The sequence below is a fragment of the Lentzea sp. NPDC051838 genome (genome assembly GCF_040681245.1).
In the GTDB taxonomy this organism is placed as follows: Bacteria; Actinomycetota; Actinomycetes; order Mycobacteriales; family Pseudonocardiaceae; genus Lentzea.
Genome location: NZ_JBFAYI010000008.1, coordinates 199,497 through 223,189, shown reverse-complemented (window position 1 = coordinate 223,189; position 23,693 = coordinate 199,497). Strand labels below are relative to the sequence as shown.

The window sequence follows — 23,693 nt, the reverse complement described above, 5'->3', positions numbered from 1 at the left end:
TCCCGTGACCTACCTTGGTCCGGTGGCCTACCTGCTCGAACCACTCGGGTTCACCGACCTCGACAACGCGGTGTACCTGGCGCTCGTCGACGCGCCGAGGTCGTCCGCGGCCGAGCTCGCCGGGCGCACCGGCGCGCCGATCGGCCCGGTCCGGCGAGCGGTGGCCGCACTCGTCGACGCGGGGCTCGCGACGAAGGTCGTCGACCGGCCGACCCGCTACCTGCCCACGCCACCGGACGTCGCGGTCGAAACCCTTGTCGCCCAACGCAAGCGCGAGCTCCAGGACCTGCGGGACGCTGCGAGCGAGTTCGCCAGGCGGCTGGAGGCGCCGTCCACCGGGCCGGCCGGGGTCGTCGAGCTGATCGAGGGCGACGAGGCGATCCAGCATCACCTGGCGCAGTCCCAGCGCGACGCCCGCCGCGAGGTGCTGATCATCGACACACCGCCGTACCTGCAGGGGGCGCCGGTGCAGAACGCGGAGGAGTTGGAGACGCTGGCGCGCGGCGTCGGCTACCGGTGCATCTACGACCGCCAGGCGCTGGCGACACCGGGGCACTTCGACCAGGTCAGCGAGTGCATCCGGGCGGGAGAGCAGGCCCGCACGCTCACCGCGGTGTCGATGAAGATGCAGATCGTCGATCGCGAGGTCGCGTTCCTCCCGGTGTCGTTCACGCCGACCGAGACGTCCAGCAGGCTGATGGTGCGCACGTCGCCGATGCTCGACGCGCTGCTCACGTGCTTCGAATCGCTGTGGCGGCAGGCGGTCCCGATCGGGCTGCCCGCCGCGCCCGAGCCGTCCGACCGCGACCAGGCGCTGCTGACGTTGCTCGCCACCGGTATGAAGGACCGCGTCATCGCGCAGACGCTCGGCATCACCGAACGCACGTTGAGCCGCCGGGTTCGTGAACTGATGGTGACTCTCGAGGCCGACACCCGGTTCCAGGCGGGGATCCAGGCCGCTCACCTGGGCCTCCTGCGCGCCTCCGACTGACGTGTCGTATACCGGACATTGTCCGGTTCTCGGGCTTTTGTGGTCGCAAATGGGCGGTTTACGTTTCGCCCATCTGGGTGCGTTTCAGTGACTTGGCTCACTGGGCGTAGCCCTTCCCTGCGGAAGGACCACGAACGTGAAGCGAACGAAGGCGTGGGCAACCATCATGGTGGCCGCCACGGCAGTCACCGGTGTCGCCGCCGCATCGGCCTGGATCCAGGCATCGGCGAACGAGGGGCCCTCCCTGCGGCCCGCGAGCGCCGGCGTGATCATCGGCTACAAGTCCCAGGCCGCCGAGGCCGGATCGGACGACGCCGCCCGGCGTGACGTCGCCGCGAAGGCACAGGGTCGCGGCTTCGAGTTCAGCAGGCGACTCGCGACCGGCGGCGTGCTGGTGGACCTCCCCGGTCTCGACCAGGCGGCCGTGGACGCGGCGATGCGGGTGTTCCGGGCCGACCCGGACGTCGCCTACGTCGAGCCGAACTCGATCATGCACGCGATGCTGAGCCCGAACGACCCCGAGTACCCCAAGCAGTGGCACTACTCCGAGGACAAGGCCGGGATGCGGGTGCCCGGAGCGTGGGACTCGAGCACCGGGTCCGGTGTGACCGTCGCGGTGATCGACACCGGCTACGTCGCGCACTCCGACCTCGCGGACAACATCGTCGCCGGGTACGACTTCATCTCGAACTCGTCCTACGCCCGCGACAACAACGGGCGCGACTCCAACCCCGCCGACGAGGGCGACTGGGGCGCGGCGAACGAGTGCGGGTGGAACGAGCCCGCGCACAACTCCACGTGGCACGGCACCCACGTCGCGGGCACCATCGCCGCGCGCACCGACAACGGCAAGGGCGTGGCGGGCGTCGCCCCGAACGCGAAGATCCAGCCGGTGCGCGTGCTCGGCAAGTGCGGCGGCACTGTCGCCGACATCGCCGACGCGATCGTCTGGGCGTCCGGCGGCACGGTGAACGGCGTCCCGGCCAACCAGACCCCGGCCAAGATCATCAACATGAGCCTGGGCGGCGAGGACTCCTGCCCCAACTCCTACCAGAACGCGATCAACGGCGCGGTGCAGCGCGGATCGACGATCGTCGTGGCGGCGGGCAACTCGAACCAGGACGCGTCCCGCTTCAACCCTGCCAACTGCAGCGGCGTGATCACCGTGGCCGGCACCGACCGCGACGGCAACCGCGCGCAGTTCCGCTCCGACGGCACGGCAGGATCCAACTACGGCACGACCGTCGACATCGCCGCCCCCGGTGGCGAGACGTGGACGGCGTCCGACCGCTCCAACGGCATCCTGTCCACGCTGAACAGCAGCACCACCACGCCGGGCGCCGAGTCGTACGCCTTCTACCAGGGCACCAGCATGGCCACGCCGCACGTCGCCGGGCTCGCCGCGCTGATGAAGTCCAAGAAACCCGATCTGACCCCTGCCCAGATCGAGAAGCTGATCAAGGACAACTCGCGGCCGTTGCCCGGCACCTGCTCCGGCGGCTGCGGTGCCGGACTCGCCGACGCGACCAAGACGATGGCCGCTCTGGGTGACACCTCGACCGGCGCGGTGTCGGTGACCAACCCCGGTGATCAGTCCACTGTGGTCAACAAGTCCGCGAGCCTGCAGATCAAGGCCAGCACCACCAACGCGAACGCGTCGCTGAGCTACTCGGCCACCGGGCTGCCGTCCGGCCTCACGATCAGCTCGTCGAGCGGCCTGATCTCCGGCACGCCGACCGCCACCGGCACCTCCTCGGTCAAGGTCACCGTCACCGACAGCACCAACGCGACGAACTCGGCGTCCTTCTCGTGGACGGTCACCAGCGGCACCGGCGGCACGGTGACCGTGACCAAGCCGCAGGACCAGTGGGGCTTCACCGGCTGGACGATCCAGCCGCTGCAGATCCAGGCCTCCAGCACCGCGGGCGGGTCGCTCACCTTCACCGCGAGCGGTCTGCCCACCGGCCTGTCGATCAGCTCGTCCGGGCAGATCACCGGAACGCCGACGGCCGGTGGCGCGCACACCGTGACGATCACCGCGAAGGACTCGGGCGGCAGCACCGGCACGACCACGTTCGCCTGGCAGATCTACGGCTTCTGACGCCACTTCCTGGAGGAACTCGTGTTCTCACTCAAGAAGCGGTGGCGGGCAACGACCATCGCACTCATCTGCGCCACCGCGACCGCCGGACTCCCGGCGACCGCCCACGCGAGGAGCAATGCCGGGCTCCGCGCCTACTTCGTGATCACCGCGGCCAACGCCACGGACGGCGCGAAGTCCGCTGTGGCCAACAACAACGGCACGGTGTACGCGTCCTACGACGCGATCGGCGTCATCGTCGCGCACTCGTCGGCGACGGACTTCGCGTCGAGGATGCGCTCGGTGTCCGGCGTCCAGCAGGTCGGGGCCACGCGCACCAGCGACGTCCCCGCGGCCGCCGCGAACCCGGCGATCCCGGCCGTGCCGAGCCAGACCACGCCGACGCAGGCCGAGTCGGCCGGGTCGGACATCACCCAGATCGGCGCGGACAAGGCGTGGGCGGTGACCACCGGATCGTCGTCGGTGACCGTCGGCGTCCTCGACACCGGCGTGGACGACCAGCACTACGACCTGAAGGACAACTTCGACGCGGCGAAGTCCGCGTCCTGCGCCTACGGCAAGCTCGACACCAGAGCAGGCGCGTGGCGACCGGTCGGCGACCACGGCACGCACGTCGCGGGCACCATCGCCGCGGCCAGGAACGGCAAGGGCATGATCGGTGTCGCGCCCGGCGTGAAGATCTCCTCGGTGCGCGTCGCCGAGGCGGGCTCGGAGCTGTTCTTCCCGGAGAACACCGTGTGCGCCTTCATGTTCGCCGGCGACCAGGGCATCAACATCACCAACAACAGCTATTACACCGACCCGTGGCTGTTCAACTGCCCGGACAACGCCGACCAGGCGGCGATCCTCGAAGGCACCAAGCGGGCCATCGCGTACGCGGAGGGCAAGGGCACGCTGAACGTCGCCGCGGCGGGCAACGAGAACTACAACCTGGCCGCGAAGACCAGTGACAGCAAGAGTCCCGACGACTCGACCGCCGTCAACCGCACCGTCACCAACGACTGCCTCGAAGTCCCCGGTGAGATCTCCGGCGTCGTGAACGTCGCGTCGATCACCTCGACCAACGACAAGTCGTCGTTCTCGAACTACGGCACCGACAAGGTCCACGTGGCGGCGCCGGGTGACAACGTGAACTCCACGCTGCCCGGTGGCCGCTACGGAACCAAGTCCGGCACGTCGATGGCCTCCCCGCACGTGGCGGGCGTCGCGGCGCTGATGCTCAGCGTCGACTCCGGCCTCAAGCCCGCTGACCTGCGCGCCAGGCTCGCGGCTCAGGCGGACGATCTCCCATGTCCGAGCTTCGGGGGCTGCACCGGGAACGCGGCGAAGAACTCGTTCTTCGGCGAGGGCAGGGTGGACGCGAAGGAGGCGGTCGGGTCTGGCAACCCGCAGCCTGGCACGCCGTCGGTGACCAACCCGGGCAACCAGTCCACTGTGGTCAACACGTCCGCGAGCCTGCAGATCAAGGCGACCGATCCGGACGGGAAAACGCTCTCCTACAGCGCTTCCGGTCTTCCCGCCGGGCTGACCATCAGCTCGTCGACCGGTCTGATCTCCGGCACGCCGACCGCGGCCGGGTCGTCGGAGGTCACCGTCACCGCGAAGAACACCGACAACCGGTCCGGCACGGCGACCTTCACCTGGACGGTCACCAGCCCGACCGGCGGCACGGTGACCGTGACCAAGCCGCAGGACCAGTGGGGCTCCACCGGCTGGACCATCCAGCCGTTGCAGCTCCAGGCGTCCAGCACGGCGGGCGGCACGATCACGTTCACCGCGTCCGGCCTGCCCGCCGGACTCTCCATCAGCCCGGCGGGCAGGATCACCGGCACGCCGACGGCGGCGGGTCAGCACACCGTGACCGTCACGGCGAAGGACTCCGGTGGCGGCACCGGAAGCACGACCTTCGCCTGGCAGGTCTACGGCTTCTGATCCGCCGGAGTGCGGCTCGTCCTCGGAGGACGGGCCGCACTCCGCTGTCCGGTCCACAATGGTGGTCGACGACGGGAGCCGTTGGTGAACCTGCTCGAACCCGTGGGGCTCGGCGAGTCCGACAGCGCGACCTACTTCGCCGTGCTCGACGCGCAGCGCGCCGCCGTTCCCGAGATCGCCGAGCTGGCCGGGTTGTCCGTCGAGGCCGCGGCGGGCGCGCTCGACCGGCTGGTGGAGGCCGGTCTCGTCACGAAGCTGCGCACCCGGCCGGTGCTCTTCGTGCCCGCCCCGCCGGAGGTCGCCGTCGACGCGATCGTCGCCCGCCGCACCCACGACCTCGACGACCTGCTGGCCGCGTCCCGGGAGCTGACCCATCGGCTGGACAAGACCTTTCCCGCGGCCCGGACGGGCATGGTCGAGGTGGTCGACGGGTACGACGCGACGAGCCAGCGGGTCGCGCAGTCCCAGCTCGGGGCGCAGGAGGAGGTGCTGCTCGTCGACGCGCCTCCGTACCTCGACCGGACCCCGATGCAGAACCGGCAGGAGCTCAAGTCGCTGGAGCGCGGGGTGTCGTACCGGTGCGTCTACGACCGTTCCTCGTTGGAACTGCCCGGCCACTACGAGGCGATGATGGAGTGCGTGCGGGCCGGAGAGCAGGCCCGCACGCTGACGTCGGTGAGCATGAAGATGCTGATCGTCGACCGGAAGGTCGCCTTCGTGCCGATGGCGTTCGGTGATCGCGAGACCAGCTCCGCGTTCGTCGTGCGCGCCTCGCCGTTGCTCGACGCGTTGCTGGTGTGCTTCGAGTCCCTGTGGTCCCGGGCCGTTCCGCTGGGCGCCGACCCTGTGCCCGGCGCGGGCGAGCTGTCCCACCGCGACCAGCGGCTGCTCGCCCTGATGGCCAGCGGCATGAAGGACCGGGCCATCGCCCGCACCCTCGGCATCACCGAACGCACGTTGAGCAGGCACGTCCACGAGCTGATGACGGCGCTGGAGGCGGACACCCGGTTCCAGGCCGGGATGCAGGCGTTCCACCGGGGCTGGCTGTCGGCGCCGGCCAAACCTCACAGGTAGCGGCGCAGCAGGTCCTCCTCGGTTTCCCTGCGCACGATCGGCCTGGCCACCCCGTCCTTCACCGCGACGATCGGCGGCCGGCAGACCTGGTTGTAGTTCGAGGCCAGCGCGTGGTGGTACGCGCCGGTCACCGGCACCGCGAGCACGTCACCCGCGTGCACGTCCTTGGGCAGCAACGCTTCCGCCAGCACGTCGCCGGCTTCGCAGTGCCGTCCGACGACGGTGCACGGCTGCGGCTTTCCTCCACGTCCGACCAGACGAACCGCGTACTTGGCGCCGTACAAGGCCGGCCTCGGGTTGTCGCTCATGCCGCCGTCGACGGCCACGAAGGTCCGGTTGTCGCGCTTGACCGCGCAGACGCGGTAGAGCGTGACGCCGGCGTTGGCGACGATCGACCGGCCCGGTTCGATCAGGATTCTCGGCACCGGCACGCGGTGCAGCGCGCACTCGTAGTTGAGGGTGCCGCGGACCCGTTGCGCGAAGCCGAAGAGGTCGAACGCCGACTCGCCGGGCAGGTACGGGGCGCAGAAGCCGCCGCCCAGGTCGAGCTGCTCGATGCGGACACCGCACGAGGCGATCAGGCCGACCATGCGCCGCACGGTCTCCTCGTAGGACGCGACGTGCCGGACCTGCGAGCCGATGTGGCAGTGCAGGCCGACGAGCTTGAGCGACGGCTGCTCGACCACGCGCAGGATCGCTTCGAGGGCAGCGCCGGATGCCAGCGAGAAGCCGAACTTCTGGTCCTCGACGCCCGTGGCGATGGCGGCGTGGGTGTGGGCGTCCACGCCGGGCGTCACGCGGATCATGACTTCCTGGCCGTGCGTGGCGAGGGCGCCGAGCTGGGCGATCTCGTCGAACGAGTCGACGACGATCCTGCTGACCCCGTACGCCAGGGCGGATTTGAGGTCTTCCGCGGTCTTCACGTTGCCGTGCATGACGATGCGCTTCGCGGGGAACCCGGCCGCCTTCGCGAGGGCCAGCTCACCGGCGGACGACACGTCGAGCGACAGGCCTTCCGACGCCATCCAGCGGTAGACCTCGGGGCAGGGCAACGACTTGCCCGCGAACACGACCTCGGCTTCCGGCAGTGCGTCCGCGTATGCCCTGGCGCGAGAACGCACGGTGGCCTCGTCGAGCACCTGGCAGGGCGTGCCGAACTGGGCGGCGAGGCGCGTGGCGGGGACTCCACCGATGACGAGGTCCGCGCCGGACAGGTGGGTTCCGTCCGGCCACAGACCCTCTTCCAGCACCGGTTCGGTGGAGCATCCGATGCTGGGCAGCAACTCCGCGAGTGTCATGGATCAAGTGCACGCCCGGGACGCGCGCCTGCCCAGAGCACGGACGAGACCCTGACACCGCTGGTGCCGGCTTTGACGCGATCCTGACGATCAGGGTGGTGGCCGCCACATCCCGAGCAAGGGGACCCGGACGTTTCCGGGGCCGCGGCCGTGATCAGTGCACGCAGCACCCCATCGGCGTGGCCGGTGCCTCCGCCGGTTCCTGTGCGGCGGCCTCGATCTCGGCCAGCACCCGCGCCCGATCCGCCGGTCCGAGGTACCGGCCGCGACTCACGACGGCGTGGATGCGGCTGACGTTCGTGATGTCCGCCAACGGATCCGCGTCCAGCACCACCAGATCCGCCTGCTTGCCCGCGCTGACCGTGCCCGTCTCGTGGGCGAGCCCGAGGCACCGCGCCGCCTCGCTCGTCGCCGCCCGCAGCGCCGCCATCGGGGTCAGCCCGGCCCGCACGAGCAGCGCGAGCTCGTCGTGCAGCGAGAATCCCGGGAACACGTACGCGAACCCCGCGTCCGTGCCCGCCACCACACCGACGCCGGCCTCGTGCATCTGACGCAGCAGGCGCATCCGCGCGTCGCCGAACGCCAGCAGCGCGGCCACTTCCTCCGGCGTGCGCTCGGGACGGCCCGACATGATCAGCTGCCACTGCGCCCGCAGGTCGACCGGGATGTAGCGGAGCCGGTCGAGCGCGACGGGGTCGTTCACGATGCTCGACGGCGAGCGCGACATGTTCCGCTCGACGAACAACGTCGGCGACTGCCACGTGCCGCGCCTGGCCATGGCCCTGAACAGCTCGGCGGCGCGGGCCGGTGAGTGCGTGGCGACGGCGGCCCGCTCCATCCGTCCCGACTGCCTGCCCCACCAGTTCGGGTCGGCCGGGTCGTCCGGCAGCGCGCGCAGCTTCGCGTAGAGCTCGTCGGCGTTGTCCGAAGTGGACGTGAACAGGTTGTAGAGGTGTTCGTGGGTGTGCTGGGCCAGCGCGTCCCGCACCGGCACTCGCGCGGGCACGTGGCCGGCGAACGGGATCCGCAGCCTGCGTGCTTCGGCGGCGATGGCGGCGTAGCACTCGGGCGACAGGAACGAGTAGACCTTGACGAAGTCCGCTCCCCCGTCCTTGGCCCCGCGCACCGCGGCACGGGCCTCGTCCGGAGTCCGCACGACGTCCGCGCCCGGCCAGATCGCGCCGGGGCCGTCGACGATGTTGCTCGCGATCACCATCCGCGGGCCGAGCACCTCGCCGGCCTCGATGCGCCGTCGGGTGTCGTGCGTCTCGGGTTGACCCCACATCTCACGGACACCGGTGACGCCTTGCACGACGTGCAGCGGCGCCACGGTGTCCGCGAAGAACGACGCGTGCGTGTGCAGGTCCCACAGTCCCGGAATCACGTACTTCCCGGCGACGTCGACCACTCGCACACCACGCGGCAGGTCCCGGTGCCGGCCCGCGGCGAGGATGCGGTCGCCCGCGAGCACGATCGTCGCGTCGCGCACGGGCGGGCGGCCCGTTCCGTCGATGAGAGTCGCGCCGACCAGCGCCGTGACCCCGCTCGGAGAGGCCGCCGCCTCCTGCCCGACCACACTGAGCGCCGCGGCGCCGAGTGCACCCTTGCCCAGCCAGGACAACACGTCCCGGCGCGCCAGATCCCCCACTGTTCCCCCTTGGTAGCCGCAGTCGACGCTACCGACGCGGGAGAGCGAGGGCAGTGGGGCTGGCACCAGGCTCAGAGCTCCAGCCTGTACCCCATGCCCGGTTCGGTGATCAGGTGCCGCGGGTGGGCCGGGTCGGTCTCCAGCTTGCGGCGCAGCTGGGCGAAGTAGACGCGAAGGTACTGGGACTCGTTGACGTGCATCGGCCCCCACACCTCCTGCAGCAACTGCTTCTGCGACACCAGACGGCCCGGGTTGCGCGCGAGGATCTCCACCAGGCCCCACTCGGTCGGCGTCAGGTGGATCTCGCGCCCGTCCCGCCGCACCTTCTTCACGGCGAGGTCCACGACGAACGACGAGGTCTCGACGACCGGGTCTCCCCCGTCACGGGCCAGACCGCGCCGCACGGCCGCACGCAGGCGGGCGAGAAGCTCGTCCATCCCGAACGGCTTGGTCACGTAGTCGTCAGCACCCGCGTCCAGAGCCTCGACCTTGGCGGCGGAGTCGGTGCGCGCCGACAACACGATGATCGGGATCGTGGACCAGCCTCTCAGGCCCGCGATCACGTCCACGCCGTCGATGTCCGGGAGGCCCAGGTCGAGGACGACGACGTCCGGTTTTCCCTCCACCGCAACGCCCAGGGCGGATTTGCCGTCATAGGCCGTCATCACGTCGTATCCCCGCGCACTGAGGTTGATCCTCAACGCACGGACGATCTGCGGTTCGTCATCGACCACCAGCACTGACGTCATCGTGCAGTCTCTCTTCGTAGGCGGGCAACGAGATCACCATGGTGAGCCCGCCGCCCGGTGTGTCCTCCGCGCTGATCTCACCGCCCATGGCGGCAGTGAAGCCCTTCGCGACGCTGAGGCCGAGTCCGACGCCTGGTGTGGCGTCGCGGTCACCGAGTCGTTGGAAGGGCGCGAAAACCTTGCCCGCCGAACGTTTGGGGAGGCCGCGGCCGTGGTCGACGATCCGCAGCTCGACCTGCGAGCCGTGCGCACTGGCCCTGATCGCGACCTCGGACTTGCCGTGCCGCAACGCGTTGTCCACCACGTTCGCCACCACGCGTTCCAGCAACCCCAGATCGGCCAGCACCGGCGGCAGATGTTCGTCCACCACCACCGACACCGCCTGCCGTTCCTCGACACCGGCCAGCGCACGAGCAACGGCCTCGTAGTAGCTGACGGGTCGCAACACCGGCTCCACGGAACCGGTGGCGAGCCGCGACGAGTCCAGGAGGTTGTCCACCAGGCCGGTCAACCTGTCCGCCGACTCCTCCACGGTCGCCATCAGCTCGAAAACGTCCTCAGTGGACAGAGGCAGCGACTCGTCCCGCAGACTGCCGATCGCGGCCTTGATCGACGTCAGCGGTGTGCGCAGATCGTGCCCCACGGCCGACAACAAGGCCGTGCGCAGTTCCGAGGTCTCGACCTTGCGCTGTGCCGAACGAGCTTCATCGGCCATTCGCTGTTGCCGCAACGCCATCAGCGCCTGCCCAGCGGCCGCCTCGAGCACTCGTTGGTCGCTGGCCGGCAGCACCCGGCCGCGCAACGCCAGGTGGATGTCCGACGTGACCAGCACGTCCGCGTCGGCCTCGTCCGGCTCGTCGCACGGCCGCGGCCCGACGCACGCGACACGTTCCCAGGTGCCGCCACGACGTTCCAGCAGCGCCACGGACTCCAGGCCGAAGTTCTCCCGGATCTTCTCCAGCAACCGGGCCAGCGGATACGGCGAGGTCAGCACGGTCCTGGCGTAGGAGGCGAGCAACGCGGCCTCGGTGCGCGCCCGCGCTCCCTGCTCCGCCAGCCGCGCCGCCCGGTCGACCGTCAGTGCCACGACCGTCGCGACGATCACCATGGCCACCAACGTGATCACGTTCTCCGGCGACTGCACCGCCAGGCTGTAGTACGGCTCGGTGAAGAAGTAGTTCAGCAGCCCGGCGCCGACGACCGCGCAGAACAACGCGGGCCCCAGCCCTCCCGCGATCGCCACCACGCACGTGACCAGCAGGAACGCCACCAGGTCCGTCGAGAAGTCGAGGTCGTCGCGCCACAGCATGCCGACCACCGTGACCAGGGCGGGCAGAACCAGCGACAACCCCCAGCCGATCAGCCTGCGCCGCAACGACAACGGGTCCGTGCCGATCTTCCACCGCAACCCGCGCCGGGCCTCGTCGTGCGTGACCATGTGCACGTCGATCGCGCCGGACTCCTGCACCACCGAGGCACCGATGCCCTCGTCGAACGCCCGCGCGACCCGTGACCTGCGCGAAGTGCCGAGCACGAGCTGAGTGGCGTTCACCCCGCGCGCGAACTCCAGCAACGCCGTCGGCACGTCGTCGCCCACCACCGAGTGGAACGTCGCACCGACGTCCTCGGCGACAACACGTGATCGGGCGATGTGCTCGGGCGTCACGCCGGTGAGCCCGTCGCCGCGCATCACGTGCACGACGAGGAGTTCCGCACCCGCGCGCACGGCGATCCGGCGAGCCCGACGGATCAACGTCTCGCTCTCCGGTCCACCGGTGATCGCGGCGACGACCCGTTCACGCGTCTCCCAGGTGTCGGTGATCGACTTCTCGCTGCGGTAGCGCTGCAACGCGACGTCGACCTGGTCCGCCACCCACAGCAGCGCCAACTCGCGCAACGCGGTCAGGTTGCCGAGCCGGAAGTAGTTGCCCAGCGCGGCATCGATCTTGTGGGCGGCGTAGATGTTGCCGTGCGCCAGCCGTCGCCGCAACGCCTCGGGCGTGATGTCGATCAGCTCGACCTGTTCGGCGCGGCGGACCACGTCGTCCGGCACGGTTTCCCGTTGCTGGACACCGGTGATCCGCTGCACGACGTCGTTCAACGACTCCAGGTGCTGGACGTTGACCGTGGACAGCACGTCGATGCCCGCCTCGAGCAGCTCCTCGACGTCCTGCCACCGCTTCTCGTTGCGCGAGCCCGGCGCGTTGGTGTGCGCGAGCTCGTCGATCACCGCGACCTCGGGCCCCCGCACCAGGATCGCGTCGACGTCCATCTCCTCGACCTCGACGCCGCGGTGCCGCATCACTTTGCGCGGCACCACTTCCAGGTCTTTGAGAAGGTCCGCGGTCTTCTCCCGGCCGTGGGTCTCGACGAGCCCCACGACCACTTCGGTGCCGCGCTCCCGGCGCCGGTGGGCCTCGCCGAGCATGGCGAAGGTCTTGCCGACGCCGGGAGCGGCGCCGAGGTAGATCCTCAGCTCTCCCCGGCGACCGTCAACGGGTGGCGCTGTCGATGGCACGGTTCAGCGCAGTCACGTTGACGGTGGTGGTGAAGGTGCCGTGAGTGTTGGAGGCGACCAACTCACGGACCTTCTCCACGGACAGCCCGGACGCGCGCGCCACGCGGGGCACCTGCAACGCCGCGTACTCCGGGCTGATGTGCGGGTCGAGACCGGACGCCGACGCCGTGACGGCGTCCTGCGGCACCTGGTCCTCGCTGACACCCTCGCGCTTCGCGATCTCCGCGCGGCGCTCGTCGATCACCTTGGTGTAGTCGGAGTTGAGCTCGCCCTTGTTCGAACCACCGGACGCGGGCAACGTGGCCGCCGACGGGCGCGGCACGAAGTACTGGTCGCCTTGCCGCGTGACCGCGACGAGTGTGGTGTCCGTTGCCTCGGCATTGGCTTGCAGGCCGGGGATCCGGGAGACGCCCCACACCGCCATCGGGTAGAGCACCCCGACGAGCACGGTGAGTGCGAGCAGGATCCGAAGTCCCGCCCACGACTGCTTCAGAAAGTTCTCCATGTCAGCCAATCCCGGGGACGAGTCGCACGAGCAGATCGATCAGCCAGATCCCGGCGAACGGCGTCACGACACCGCCGAGGCCGTAGATCAGCAGGTTGCGCCGCAGCAACGCGGACGCGCTGGACGGCCGGTACCGCACACCCTTGAGCGCCAGCGGGATCAGCGCCACGATGATCAGCGCGTTGAAGATCACCGCCGACAGGATCGCGGACTGCGGCGTGGCCAGCCGCATGATGTTGAGCTTGTCGAGCGCCGGGTAGATCGCCGCGAACATGGCCGGCAGGATCGCGAAGTACTTCGCCAGGTCGTTGGCAACGCTGAAGGTCGTCAACGCGCCACGCGTGATCAGCAGCTGCTTGCCGATCTCCACGATCTCGATCAGCTTCGTCGGGTCCGAGTCGAGGTCGACCATGTTGCCGGCCTCCTTGGCGGCCGACGTGCCGGTGTTCATCGCGACGCCGACGTCGGACTGCGCCAGCGCGGGCGCGTCGTTCGTGCCGTCACCGGTCATCGCGACCAGCCGGCCGCCCTCCTGCTCCTTGCGGATCAGGGCCATCTTGTCCTCGGGCTTCGCTTCGGCGAGGAAGTCGTCCACCCCGGCCTCACCCGCGATCGCCTTGGCGGTCAACGGGTTGTCGCCGGTGACCATGACCGTGCGGATGCCCATCGCGCGCAGCTCGGCGAACCGTTCCTTCATACCGGGCTTCACGACGTCGCTCAGCCGGATGATCCCGAGGACTGTGCCGTTCTCCGCGACGACGAGCGGCGTGCCGCCCTGCGCGCTGATCTCGTCCACGACCTCGCGAGCCGTCGCGGTCAGCTCGAACGCCGACGCCGCGCCCTTGCGGATGATCCGGTCGCCCAGGTCGATGCCGGACATGCGCGTCTGAGCGGTGAACGGGACGAACTCGCCCGTCTTCTCGTGCGCGGTCGCGGGCTGTCCCCCGGCGAGCTCCAGGATGCTGCGGCCTTCCGGCGTCTCGTCCGCCAGGCTCGCGAGCCGTGCCGCGGCGACCAGCGCCTCGTGGGAAGTGCCGTTGACCGGGATGAACTCGGTCGCGCGGCGGTTGCCCCACGTGATCGTGCCGGTCTTGTCCAGCAGCAACGTGTCGATGTCGCCGGCGGCCTCGACCGCCTTGCCGGACGTCGCCAGCACGTTGCGCTGCACCAGCCGGTCCATGCCCGCGATGCCGATGGCGGACAACAGCGCGCCGATCGTGGTCGGGATCAGGCAGACCAGCAGAGCCGTCAGCACCACCACGGACTGCTCGCCACCGGAGAAGATCGCGAACGGCTGCAGCGCCATCACCGCGAGCAGGAAGATGATCGTCAGCGTGGACAGCAGGATCGTCAGCGCGATCTCGTTCGGCGTCTTCTGCCGTTCGGCGCCCTCGACGAGCGCGATCATCCGGTCCACGAAGGACTCACCGGGCTTGGTCGTGATCCGCACGATGATCCGGTCTGACAGCACGGTCGTGCCACCGGTGACCGCGGACCTGTCGCCGCCGGACTCGCGGATCACCGGCGCCGACTCGCCCGTGATGGCCGACTCGTCCACGGTGGCGATGCCTTCGACGACGTCACCGTCGCCGGGGATGACCTCGCCCGCCTCGACGACGACCAGGTCGCCGATCTTCAGCTCGGTGCCGGCGACGACATCGCCGTTGACGAGCCTGGCGACAGCGTCCTTCTTGGTCTTGCGCAACGAGTCGGCCTGCGCCTTGCCGCGGCCTTCCGCGACCGCCTCGGCGAGGTTCGCGAAGAGCACGGTGAACCACAGCCACACCGTCACCGCGATGGTGAACACGCTGGGATCGGTCACCGCGAAGACCGTGACCAGCAGCGACCCGACCCAGACGACGAACATGACCGGGTTGCGCAGCTGGTGGCGCGGGTGGAGCTTGCGCAACGCCTCCGGCACGGCGTCCAGGAGGTGGGCGCGGGTGACCGTCTTCTTGTGCGCGGAGACCGGCTTTTCGAGGGTTGTGGTGGTCACTGGAGTGCCTCCGCGATGGGACCGAGAGCGAGAGCGGGAACGAACGTCAGCGCGGCGACCAGGACGATCGAGCCGGTCAGCAGCGTGGCGAACAGCGGCCCGGTGGTGGGCAACGTGCCCGCGGTGACCGGCACCTTCTTCTGCGCCGCAAGAGATCCGGCCAGCGCCAGGACCGCGACGATCGGGATGAACCGGCCGAACAGCATGCACAGGCCGAGCGACGACTGGAACCAGTCGTTGGTGACCGTGATGCCGGCGAACGCGCTGCCGTTGTTGTTCGAGGCCGACGCGTAGGCGTAAAGGATCTCGGACAGGCCGTGCGCGCCGGGGTTGTTCAGCGCACCCTGCGTGCTCGGCAGGATCGCGGCGATGCCGGCGCCGATCAGCAACACCGTCGGCATGGCGAGGATCGAGACCGCGGCGGCCGTGACCTCCTTGCGCCCCAGCTTCTTGCCGAGGTACTCCGGCGTGCGGCCGACCATCAGGCCCGCCAGGAACATCGCGATGATCGCCATCACCAGGATGCTGTAGAGGCCCGTGCCGACACCGCCCGGCGTCATCTCGCCGAACAGCATGTTGAGCAGCGTGCCGCCGCCACCGAGGCCGGTGTAGCTGTCGTGCAGCGAGTTGACCGCGCCGGTCGACGTGCCCGTCGTGGCGTCGGCGAAGATCGCGCTGCCGGGGATGCCGAACCTGAGCTCCTTGCCCTCCAACGGCCGGATGCCCGCTGCCTCCGCGCCCCAGATCACGCCGAGCATCGCGGTCCAGATGACGCCCATGACGCCGAGCAGCACGTACCCCTGCTTGTTCTGGCCGACGAGCCTGCCGAACGTGCGGGTGAGCGCGACCGGGATGACCAGGATCAGGAAGATCTCGATGAGGTTGGTCCACTCGTTCGGGTTCTCGAACGGGTGCGCCGAGTTGGCGTTGAGAACACCGCCGCCGTTGGTGCCGAGCTCCTTGATGGCTTCCTGTGACGCCACCGGCGCGTTGGCGATCGTCTGGCCGTCAACGTCCACACCGGACTTCAGCGACATCGTGACGCCGAGCGCGATCAGCACGATGGCGAACACGAACGCGATGGGCAGCAGGATGCGGATGGTGCCGCGGGTGAGGTCGACCCAGAAGTTGCCGAGCCGGTCGGTCTGGTGCCGCACGAACCCGCGGATCAGCGCGACCGCGACCGCGAGACCGACGGCCGCCGACACGAAGTTCTGCACGGTCAGGCCGATCATCTGCACCGCGTGACCCATGACGGCTTCCGGCACGTACGACTGCCAGTTCGTGTTGGCCACGAAGCTGATCGCCGTGTTGAACGCCATGCCGGGCTCGACGTTCCCCCGGCCGAAGTTGAACGGTAAGAGGGTTTGCAGGCGCTGGATCACGTACAGGAACACGATGCCGACGAACGAGAAGCCCAGCACGCCGTACGCGTAGGTGCTCCACTTCTGCTCGGCGTTCGGGTCGATGCGCGCGAACCGGTAGATGGCCAGTTCGACCTTCGAGTGCCCCTTGTTCTGGAACACACGAGCCATGTAGTCGCCGAGGGGCCGGTACGCGACCGCCAGGGCCGCGACGAGGACGCCGACCTGCAGCAGGCCGGCCACGAGAGGTGACATCAGAACTTCTCCGGCCTGATGAGTGCGATGAACAGGTAGACGATCAGCCCGAGTGCGATCACGCCGGCGACGGCGTTCGCGACAAGTCCCGTGCTCACAGCTTCTCCAGTCCGCGCACCGTCAAGCCCAGCACGACGAAACTCCCGATCAGCAGCAACGCGTAGGCCAGGTCGGCCATGACGCCGCTCCCTTCAACGACAGGTTTTCTTGATGACGCTCGGAAGCGTGCAACACGAAATGCCTGATCAGGCGTTGCCTGACAGCGTCCTTACGGCGTTGGCGGCGGCTTTTACGCGTTCTTGAGGCCGGGGAGACCTGGGTCTCATCCGATAGGTCCCCTGGCAGTGACTTTCCGTGAGCTCTTGCCTGCGCTCGCGCTCACATATACCTTCGGCATTCAGATACCAGCGGTATTTGGAGGCGTTCGTGCGACGAGCACTGGTGCTGGGTTGTGGTGGAACCGTCGGCGGGGCGTGGCAGGTGGGCGCGCTCGCGGCGGTGCGGGACGCGCTCGGGTGGGAACCGGCATCGGCCGACGTGATCATCGGGACGTCGTCGGGCGCGCATCTCGCGGTGCTGCTCGGCCGCGGTCTCACCATCACCGACCTGATAGCTGCCCAACGGGACTCTTCTGACGCTCCTGCCTTCGCCCGGCGGTTCTTCACGCGCCCACCTGGCCGTTGGCCCCGGTTGACGGACCGCGATCCGGCGTTCCTCGACGGCCTGACCCACGACCTGGTGCCGGGCTGGGTGCCGCATCCGGCGACCTGGCTGGTCGCGGTCTCCTCCCGGGGTGCGCGCGTGGCGTTCGGGTCGCCGGGCGCGCCTCGCACGTCCGTCGCGGAGGCGTTGCGCGCGTCCTGGGCGATTCCTGGCTGGTACCAATCGGTTCTCATCGGCCGGCGGCGCTACTTCGACGGCGGTGTCGCCTCGCCGACGTCCGCGGATCTCGTACCCGACGTGGACGAGGTGGTGATCGTCGCGCCGATGGTGTCCGAAGCGCGCGTGCCGGGCGTCGGCGGACGGCTGGAACTGGTGCTGCGCCAGCGGATGAACCGCGTGGCCGCCCGCGAGGTGGCGTCGTTGCGCGCGCGTGGCATCCGGGTCGTGCGCGTGCATCCCGGTGCCGCCGAACTCGCCGCGATGGGCTGGAACTTCATGGACCCCGCCCGACGCCTGCCCGCCCTGGAGGCGGCACTCACCCACGTCCCCGCCCGCCTGAGGAGCCTCGCGTGAGCTATCCGAAGATCGACCTCGACGGCGCTGTCGTCGCCATCACCGGTGGCGCGCGGGGCATCGGCCAGGCGACGGCTCAGGCCTTCGCCTCGCGAGGCGCTCAAGTGTGCGTCGGCGATCTCGACGGCCCGCACGTCCTCGACGTGACCTCGCGGGCGTCGTTCGCCGCGTTCGTCTCCGCCGTGCTCGACGCGCACGGCCGGATCGACGTGCTGGTCAACAACGCGGGCGTGATGCCGTTGGGCGCGTTCCTCGACGAACCGGACTCGATCTCGCGGACCACGCTCGCCGTCAACGTCGAGGGCCTGATCAACGGGATGCGCCTGGTGCTGCCGCACATGATCGGGCGCGGGTCAGGGCACGTCGTCAACGTCGCCTCGATGGCGGGCAAGATCCCCATCCCGGGCATGGCCGTCTACAACGCGTCCAAGTTCGCCGCGGTCGGGCTCACCGCCGCGGTGCGCGAGGAGTACGCCCACACCGGCGTCAGCGTCACGGCGGTGCTGCCCAGCGCGGTGCGGACCCGGCTGTCGTCCGGTGTCCCGCTCGGCCGCGGCATGCCGACCGTCGATCCGGAGGACGTGGCGAAGGCGATCGTCCACAGTGTCCGGACGCGGCGCGCGAGTGTGCCGGTGCCCGGCTACCTGGCCGCGTGGGACCTGATCGACGCGGCGGTGCCGGAACGCGTGCTTCGCCTCGGCCGCAGGCTGATCGGCGGTCGTCGCGCGCTGACCCACGTCGACCACGAGAAACGCCGGGCGTACGACGATGCGATCGCGGCTCAGGCATCATCGGACGCGTGAACGTACTTCGGGAAGTCGCGGACCTGCTGCCCGCGTCCGGGCTGGTCGCGGTCGACGGGGTGGACGGCGCGGGCAAGACGACGTTCTGCGACCACCTGGCCGCGGTGCTGCGAGCACGCGGCCGTGAGGTGGTGCGGGCGTCCGTCGACGACTTCCACCACCCGCGCGCTGTTCGGTGGCAGAAGGGCAAGACGTCGCCGGAAGGCTTCTTCCTCGACTCCTTCGACCACGAGCGGTTCGCCGAGTACCTGTTGGTGCCGTTCGTGGCCGGGCAACCGTTCCGCCGGGCGAGCCACGACCTGGCGACCGACGAGTACGTGGACGCGCCGTTCGAGACCGCGCCGCCGTCCGCGCTCCTGCTGGTGGACGGGATCTTCCTGCACCGCGACGAGCTCGTGGACCACTGGGACTTCTCGGTGTTCCTCGACGTCGAGTTCGCGGTGTCGGTGGGGCGCATGGCTTTGCGCGACGGCAGTCCGTCCGATCCGGACGATCCCCGCAACCGCCGTTACGTCGAGGGGCAGAAGCTGTACTTCGCGAAGTGCGACCCGGCTCGTCGTGCCGACCTCGTGCTCGACCACAACTGAAGTACGGTGCCCCGGTGACCGAGCCCGTGAAGAAGACCGCACAGCTTCCCCAGTGCCCGCAGTGCGAGTCCGACGACCTGCGGCCGTACGGCAACGGGTCGAAGTGGATCTGCCCGAGCTGCCGGTTCCTGGCGCCGTGCTGCGAGCCGGACACCGCCTGCCACTGGTAGACCGTCACCGAAACGGCCTATTTGTCCCGCCCCGCACGTGAGATACCACCGACGTGTGGAGGAAGTGAACAACTCCGTCGCCGGCAGCGAGATCGGCGCGGTCGTGCAGGTGGGTCACGCCACCACGGTCAACGTGCACGGATCCGCCACGCCGCGGACCTCTCCTCTTGGCCGTCCGGTCGCCACCTGCTCACCGCTCGACCTCGAAGTGCACAGCGCCGGTGACGGACCGCTGCCGCCCTACATCCGCCGCTCGCACGACGCTGTGCTCGACAGCGCCGTGCGCGCCGCCTTCGCTGGCACCAGCGCCATGTCGGTGCTGGTAGGCGGATCCTCCACAGGCAAGACCAGGGCTTGCTGGGAGGCGGTGCGGACGCTTCCGGCACCGTGGCGGCTCTGGCATCCCATCAGCCCGGGCCGGCCGCAGGCGGTACTGGCCGACCTCGGCCACCTCCAGCCGCACACCGTGCTGTGGCTCAACGAGAGTCACCACTACCTCCTCACACCCGGAAGTGTGTTGGGCGAACAGGTCGCCGCCGGCCTGCGCGAGCTGTTGCGGTCGGCGTCGCCGGTGCTGGTCCTCGGCACGTTGTGGCCCGAGTACTGGCAGACCCTCACCAGGGAACCCGGCCCAGCCGAGCCCGACCCGCACGCACAGGCACGCGCGCTGCTCGTCGGAACAGGCACGCGGGTGGCTGACGAGTTCACCGCCGCCGACGTCGCCGCCGCGGCCGCGACCGCCGAACCCAGGCTCGTGGAAGCCGCCGCCCGAGCACGAGACCGCCAGGTGACCCAGTACCTAGCGGGAGCGCCCGCCCTGCTCGAACGGTTCCGGACCGCGCCGCCCGCGGAGGAGGCGATCATCACCGCGGCGATGGACATCCGCAGACTCGGTCACGGCCTGGTCATGTCCGCCGACCTGCTCAAGGACGCCGCCCCCGGTTACCTGACGGACTCGCAGTGGAACAAGCTCGGCGACAACTGGTTCGCCGACGCCCTCGCAGCCTGCGTTCACCCCGGCCCAGGCGGATCAAGTCCGCTGGCCCACGTCCGGCCCCGGCCCGGTCGCACAACAGCCGAGGGGTACCAGCTGGAGGACTACCTGGAACAGAGGTCCCGGCTGACCCGGTCCGCGACAACGGTGCCCGCCACCACCTGGTCGGCATTGCTCTCCCGCTCCGCGCCCGAGGACCACCTGGTGCTGGCCACTGCGGCACGGGTTCGCGGGCTCTACCGCATCGCGCACCACTTCTACCTCAAGGCCAACGCGCCCCGGTACGTCTACGACATGCTGATCACCTGCGGCCGGGGAGAGGACGCCGCGGCTTGGGCACGCCGGACAGGCGGACACGACGTTCGACCGAGACTGGCGGCTGGCGACCCGGCGGCAGTCGAAACGTTCCAGCAAGCCGCTGCCAGCGCCTTCGCTCTCCGAATCCGAGCGGAGCAGCTTCTCCGGGGCGGCCGGGCGGACGAAGCGTTGCGCGCACTGGATCATCGAGCTGAAACCGGCGACAGGACCGCGAGAGTCATGGCGGAACTGCTGCGGATCAAGCTGGGTTCACGGACACCACCGGAGCCGGTTCAGGTTCCGACCGAACTGGACTGGATGGGCGATCCGGACGTGGTCGTCCGAGCCGCGGCGGAGCTCGGCGACTGGTCGGCTGTGCGAAAGATCGCCGGCACGATGCTCGCCGAGGGCGAGCGAGATCATCTCATCACCTGGCTCCGCGGGATTGCGATCCGGCAGTCGATGACGCCCGAGAACCTCCTCTTCGTCCTGCGCGGCGATGGTCCCCCAGGTGAGACACCAACACCACGACCACCAGAGCCCGACTGGGAGCCTGACACTGTGTTCTCCCGGCTGGTTCGTGCGAGTCAGAACAACGATGAGTACGAATACGGCGAAGCGTTCGCTCGCCTACGCGCGCTCCCGTTCGCGCTGCAGCAGGCCGGCCGGCTGGACGAAGCGCTCGAGTGGCACGTCTTGCTCATCGAAACCGGTAACGGCAACAGGATCCGTGCGGCGGAAGGAGTGCTGCGGCTTCTCGGTAGGCCCGAGGAGGCCGATCGCTTGAAGGCGTTCGGTCTCGACCCCGGTGGGCGATTTGCGGGTCCGTGGCCGTGAGACCGACCCCCAAATCGTTACCTAGCGTGATAACACCTGGTCACCTCTCGACGACGTACTGGCCACAGCGTCCGATCGGCGTAACGAGGAGACCACCATGGCGACCACGTTCTGGGCTTGGTTCGTGTCCGCACTCGTCATCGTGCTGCTCGCGGTGGTGATTCCGAGCAGGCTGGGTGCGCAGAGCGTGCTCAGAGACGCGCGCGGGCGGTACAGCCTCTCGAGACTGCAGGTCATGGTGTGGACGGTCGTCCTGCTGTCGCTGATCGCCGGCATGGCGTTCGGGCGGTTCGCGGCCGGGCAGGTCGACGTGGCCGGGTTCCAGATTCCGAGCCAGGTCCTGTGGTTGCTGGGCATCTCGGTCGCGTCCGGGGTGCTGGCGGCCGCGGTCAAGGTCGTGAAGAGCACCAACCGGCCCGACGCGGTGGCCGCCTATCCGCTGGGCAAAGAAGGCGGGAAGCTCTGGGAGATGCTGACCGTCGAGGAGGGCGCGTCGGCGGGCAAGTCGATCGACCTGGCCAAGTTCCAGAACTTCGTGGTCACCGTGCTGCTGGTGGCGCTGTACGTGGCGCAGGCGGTCTCGGCGCTCAAGGCCGTGGCCGACCCCGCGGGCATCGCCGGGCTGCCGGCGTTGTCGGACGCGTTCCTGGTGCTGCTCGGCGTCAGCCACGCCGCGTACCTGTTGAGCAAGGTCGCCTCGCCCACCGGAACTCCCGAGGGCGGGACCATGGCCGAGCGGCTCGCTTCCGTTGCATCGGAAGCGGAAGTGTCCAAGACGGTCCCCGAGGTGCGCACCGCGTGATATCTACTCGCGCGTGATCGAGAGAGTGCGCCGGGAAGAGACCAGGAACCGGACGGCCAAGGACTGCTACCCGGATCCCTACAAGATCATGCGGATCCAGTTCCCCGTCGTCGAGGAGCTGCGGGACACGCCGCGGGAGACGTGGCCGCAGCGCGACACCCTGCCGTGGACGCTGAGGATCCTGGCGGAGACGTTCAAGGACGCCGGGTGGCACGACCTGGCCGTGCGCCTGCTCCGGGAGGCTTTGGAGTTCATCCGGGAGGACGGCGACCAGGAGACCCTGTGGCGGGTGCTGGACGAACTGCACGACAACCTCGTCGCGCTGGAACAGTACGAGGAAGCGGCGCCGGTCGCCGAGGAGGAGCTCGCACTCGCCCTCGCACTGGCGAGGCCCGGCAGCTACAGCCTGCAGAACGCCAACGACGCCTGGTCGAGGATGATCCGCCTGCTCGGCAAGCTCGGCAGGCACGAGGACGCGGCCCGCGTCGCCGGTGAGGCGGTCGAGTACAAGCGCGGGCAGAAGAAGGTCAAGGACGGCCCGCCGGAGGGGTATCCGCTGGCTCACGGGCTGAACGAGTACGCGCGCCGGTTGGAGGCGATCGGCGAGTACGAGCAGGCGATCGACGCCGCCGCCGAGGCCGCGGCCTTCTGGCAGCGGCAGGACACGTGGTCGACGGCCTACGACACCTTCGACGCGCTCAGCCTCCTGCAGATGCGCCTCGGCCGGAACTCCGATGCCCGCGCCTCCCACGCCGCCGCGCTGGAGTGCCTGCGGACACGGGCGAAGAGGCAGGACTGGACGTCTCTCAGCAACCTCGCCGGAGGGTTGAACAACCACGGCATCCGGCTGCACAACCTCGGGTTCGACGAGGAGGCCCTGCCGGTGCACCGGGAGTCGGTCGACCGCTACCGCACGCTGATCGCGTCGACCAGCCGCGAGGACACCGTCAAGAAGACGGAACTCCTGCTGGCCAACGCTTTGTGCGGCCTCTCCAGCCGCCTGCACGACCTCGGGCGGCTCGACGAGTGCTTCGCCGCGAGCGACGAGGCCATCGCCTTGGCCACCAAGCACGACGACCGCGAAAAACTCGCGGGAGCGTGGACGAACCGGGCCAGCGCCCTGATCACGCGGCGCGCGTACGCCGAAGCTGCGGAGGCGGCGGCGAAGGGGGTGCGACTGTACCGGGACGCTGAGGACAAAGCCATGGCGCGCAACACCTTCGCGTTGGCGTCCGCCCACTTGCGACAGTACGACGTCGCGTTGGAGGAGTCGCTGCGGGCCGTCGCCGAGTACCGCTCGTTGTACGAGGGCGACCCGTACGAGTACGCCTCCCTGCTGGCCGACGTGTTGACCGACCACGCGTTCATCCGGGTGCTGCGGGCCGAACGCGCTCCGGCCGAGGCCGCGATCGCCGAGTCTCTGGCGTTGCACGAGGATCTCGTCGCCCGCAACCCCGGCCGCTACCAACGAGAGCTGGACCGCGCTCGCCGGGTGGCCGGGCACCTCTAGAGGTTCTGCTCGTCGATCCAGTGGAT

General features: G+C 69.5%; 19 protein-coding genes. 11 read left to right on the top strand and 8 right to left on the bottom strand.

The window, feature by feature from the left end; genetic code table 11:
- Positions 1-22: 22 nt before the first annotated feature.
- The 4 genes from AB0M24_RS20910 (at position 23) to AB0M24_RS20895 (ending at position 6,098) form a co-directional block, all read left to right on the top strand.
- Positions 23-991, top strand: a complete 969-nt coding sequence (locus AB0M24_RS20910; RefSeq protein ID WP_363769950.1) for a helix-turn-helix domain-containing protein — start codon at positions 23-25, stop codon at positions 989-991.
- Between the two features lie 136 nt (positions 992-1,127).
- Positions 1,128-3,092 carry a S8 family serine peptidase gene (locus tag AB0M24_RS20905; RefSeq protein ID WP_363769947.1) on the top strand — a complete coding sequence of 655 codons (1,965 nt, stop codon included), beginning with the start codon at positions 1,128-1,130 and terminating at the stop codon, positions 3,090-3,092.
- A gap of 21 nt (positions 3,093-3,113) precedes the next feature.
- Complete coding sequence (locus tag AB0M24_RS20900; protein ID WP_363769944.1) at positions 3,114-5,024, top strand: S8 family serine peptidase; 1,911 nt, start codon at positions 3,114-3,116, stop codon at positions 5,022-5,024.
- 84 nt (positions 5,025-5,108) lie between these two features.
- A complete protein-coding gene (locus AB0M24_RS20895) occupies positions 5,109-6,098 on the top strand; it encodes a helix-turn-helix domain-containing protein (protein WP_363769941.1) in 990 nt (329 codons plus the stop codon).
- On the opposite strand, the gene lysA is transcribed toward AB0M24_RS20895, so the two are convergent.
- From lysA to kdpF, 8 genes are all read right to left on the bottom strand, one after another.
- Entirely contained in the window at positions 6,089-7,396 is a 1,308-nt protein-coding gene (lysA, locus tag AB0M24_RS20890) for a diaminopimelate decarboxylase (RefSeq protein WP_363769938.1), read from the bottom strand. The genes AB0M24_RS20895 and lysA overlap by 10 nt on opposite strands.
- A 154-nt stretch (positions 7,397-7,550) precedes the next feature.
- Positions 7,551-9,044, bottom strand: coding sequence for an amidohydrolase family protein (locus AB0M24_RS20885; protein ID WP_363769935.1), 1,494 nt, complete (start codon positions 9,042-9,044; stop codon positions 7,551-7,553).
- Positions 9,045-9,115: 71 nt separating this feature from the next.
- Entirely contained in the window at positions 9,116-9,793 is a 678-nt protein-coding gene (locus AB0M24_RS20880; RefSeq protein WP_363769932.1) for a response regulator, read from the bottom strand.
- The gene (locus tag AB0M24_RS20875) at positions 9,768-12,311 is read right to left on the bottom strand and encodes a sensor histidine kinase KdpD (protein WP_363769929.1); all 2,544 of its coding nucleotides are present in this window, start codon (positions 12,309-12,311) and stop codon (positions 9,768-9,770) included. Before AB0M24_RS20875 ends, AB0M24_RS20880 begins: the two co-directional genes overlap by 26 nt.
- Positions 12,286-12,816 carry a potassium-transporting ATPase subunit C gene (locus AB0M24_RS20870; RefSeq protein ID WP_363769926.1) on the bottom strand — a complete coding sequence of 177 codons (531 nt, stop codon included), beginning with the start codon at positions 12,814-12,816 and terminating at the stop codon, positions 12,286-12,288. Before AB0M24_RS20870 ends, AB0M24_RS20875 begins: the two co-directional genes overlap by 26 nt.
- 1 nt (position 12,817) lies before the next feature.
- Positions 12,818-14,812 carry a potassium-transporting ATPase subunit KdpB gene (gene kdpB, locus AB0M24_RS20865; RefSeq protein ID WP_363769923.1) on the bottom strand — a complete coding sequence of 665 codons (1,995 nt, stop codon included), beginning with the start codon at positions 14,810-14,812 and terminating at the stop codon, positions 12,818-12,820.
- Complete coding sequence (gene kdpA, locus AB0M24_RS20860) at positions 14,809-16,431, bottom strand: potassium-transporting ATPase subunit KdpA (RefSeq protein ID WP_363769920.1); 1,623 nt, start codon at positions 16,429-16,431, stop codon at positions 14,809-14,811. Before kdpA ends, kdpB begins: the two co-directional genes overlap by 4 nt.
- Positions 16,431-16,529, bottom strand: a complete 99-nt coding sequence (gene kdpF, locus AB0M24_RS20855; RefSeq protein WP_045316071.1) for a K(+)-transporting ATPase subunit F — start codon at positions 16,527-16,529, stop codon at positions 16,431-16,433. Before kdpF ends, kdpA begins: the two co-directional genes overlap by 1 nt.
- Before the next feature lie 328 nt (positions 16,530-16,857).
- Here kdpF and AB0M24_RS20850 point away from each other — a divergent pair, with 328 nt between their 5' ends.
- The 7 genes from AB0M24_RS20850 (at position 16,858) to AB0M24_RS20820 (ending at position 23,667) form a co-directional block, all read left to right on the top strand.
- Positions 16,858-17,667 (top strand): patatin-like phospholipase family protein, encoded by an 810-nt coding sequence (locus tag AB0M24_RS20850; protein WP_363769916.1) that lies wholly within the window; start codon positions 16,858-16,860, stop codon positions 17,665-17,667.
- A complete protein-coding gene (locus AB0M24_RS20845; RefSeq protein ID WP_363769913.1) occupies positions 17,664-18,470 on the top strand; it encodes an SDR family oxidoreductase in 807 nt (268 codons plus the stop codon). Before AB0M24_RS20850 ends, AB0M24_RS20845 begins: the two co-directional genes overlap by 4 nt.
- On the top strand, positions 18,467-19,057 hold the full coding sequence (locus AB0M24_RS20840; protein WP_363769910.1) for a uridine kinase: 591 nt from the start codon (positions 18,467-18,469) through the stop codon (positions 19,055-19,057). The genes AB0M24_RS20845 and AB0M24_RS20840 overlap by 4 nt, the downstream gene beginning before the upstream one ends.
- A 14-nt stretch (positions 19,058-19,071) precedes the next feature.
- A complete protein-coding gene (locus tag AB0M24_RS20835) occupies positions 19,072-19,227 on the top strand; it encodes a hypothetical protein (protein WP_363769907.1) in 156 nt (51 codons plus the stop codon).
- Positions 19,228-19,282: 55 nt separating this feature from the next.
- A complete protein-coding gene (locus AB0M24_RS20830; protein ID WP_363769905.1) occupies positions 19,283-21,355 on the top strand; it encodes a hypothetical protein in 2,073 nt (690 codons plus the stop codon).
- A gap of 97 nt (positions 21,356-21,452) precedes the next feature.
- Positions 21,453-22,157 carry a hypothetical protein gene (locus AB0M24_RS20825; RefSeq protein ID WP_363769902.1) on the top strand — a complete coding sequence of 235 codons (705 nt, stop codon included), beginning with the start codon at positions 21,453-21,455 and terminating at the stop codon, positions 22,155-22,157.
- Positions 22,158-22,170: 13 nt separating this feature from the next.
- Entirely contained in the window at positions 22,171-23,667 is a 1,497-nt protein-coding gene (locus AB0M24_RS20820) for a hypothetical protein (protein WP_363769899.1), read from the top strand.
- The last annotated feature ends 26 nt before the right edge of the window (positions 23,668-23,693 follow it).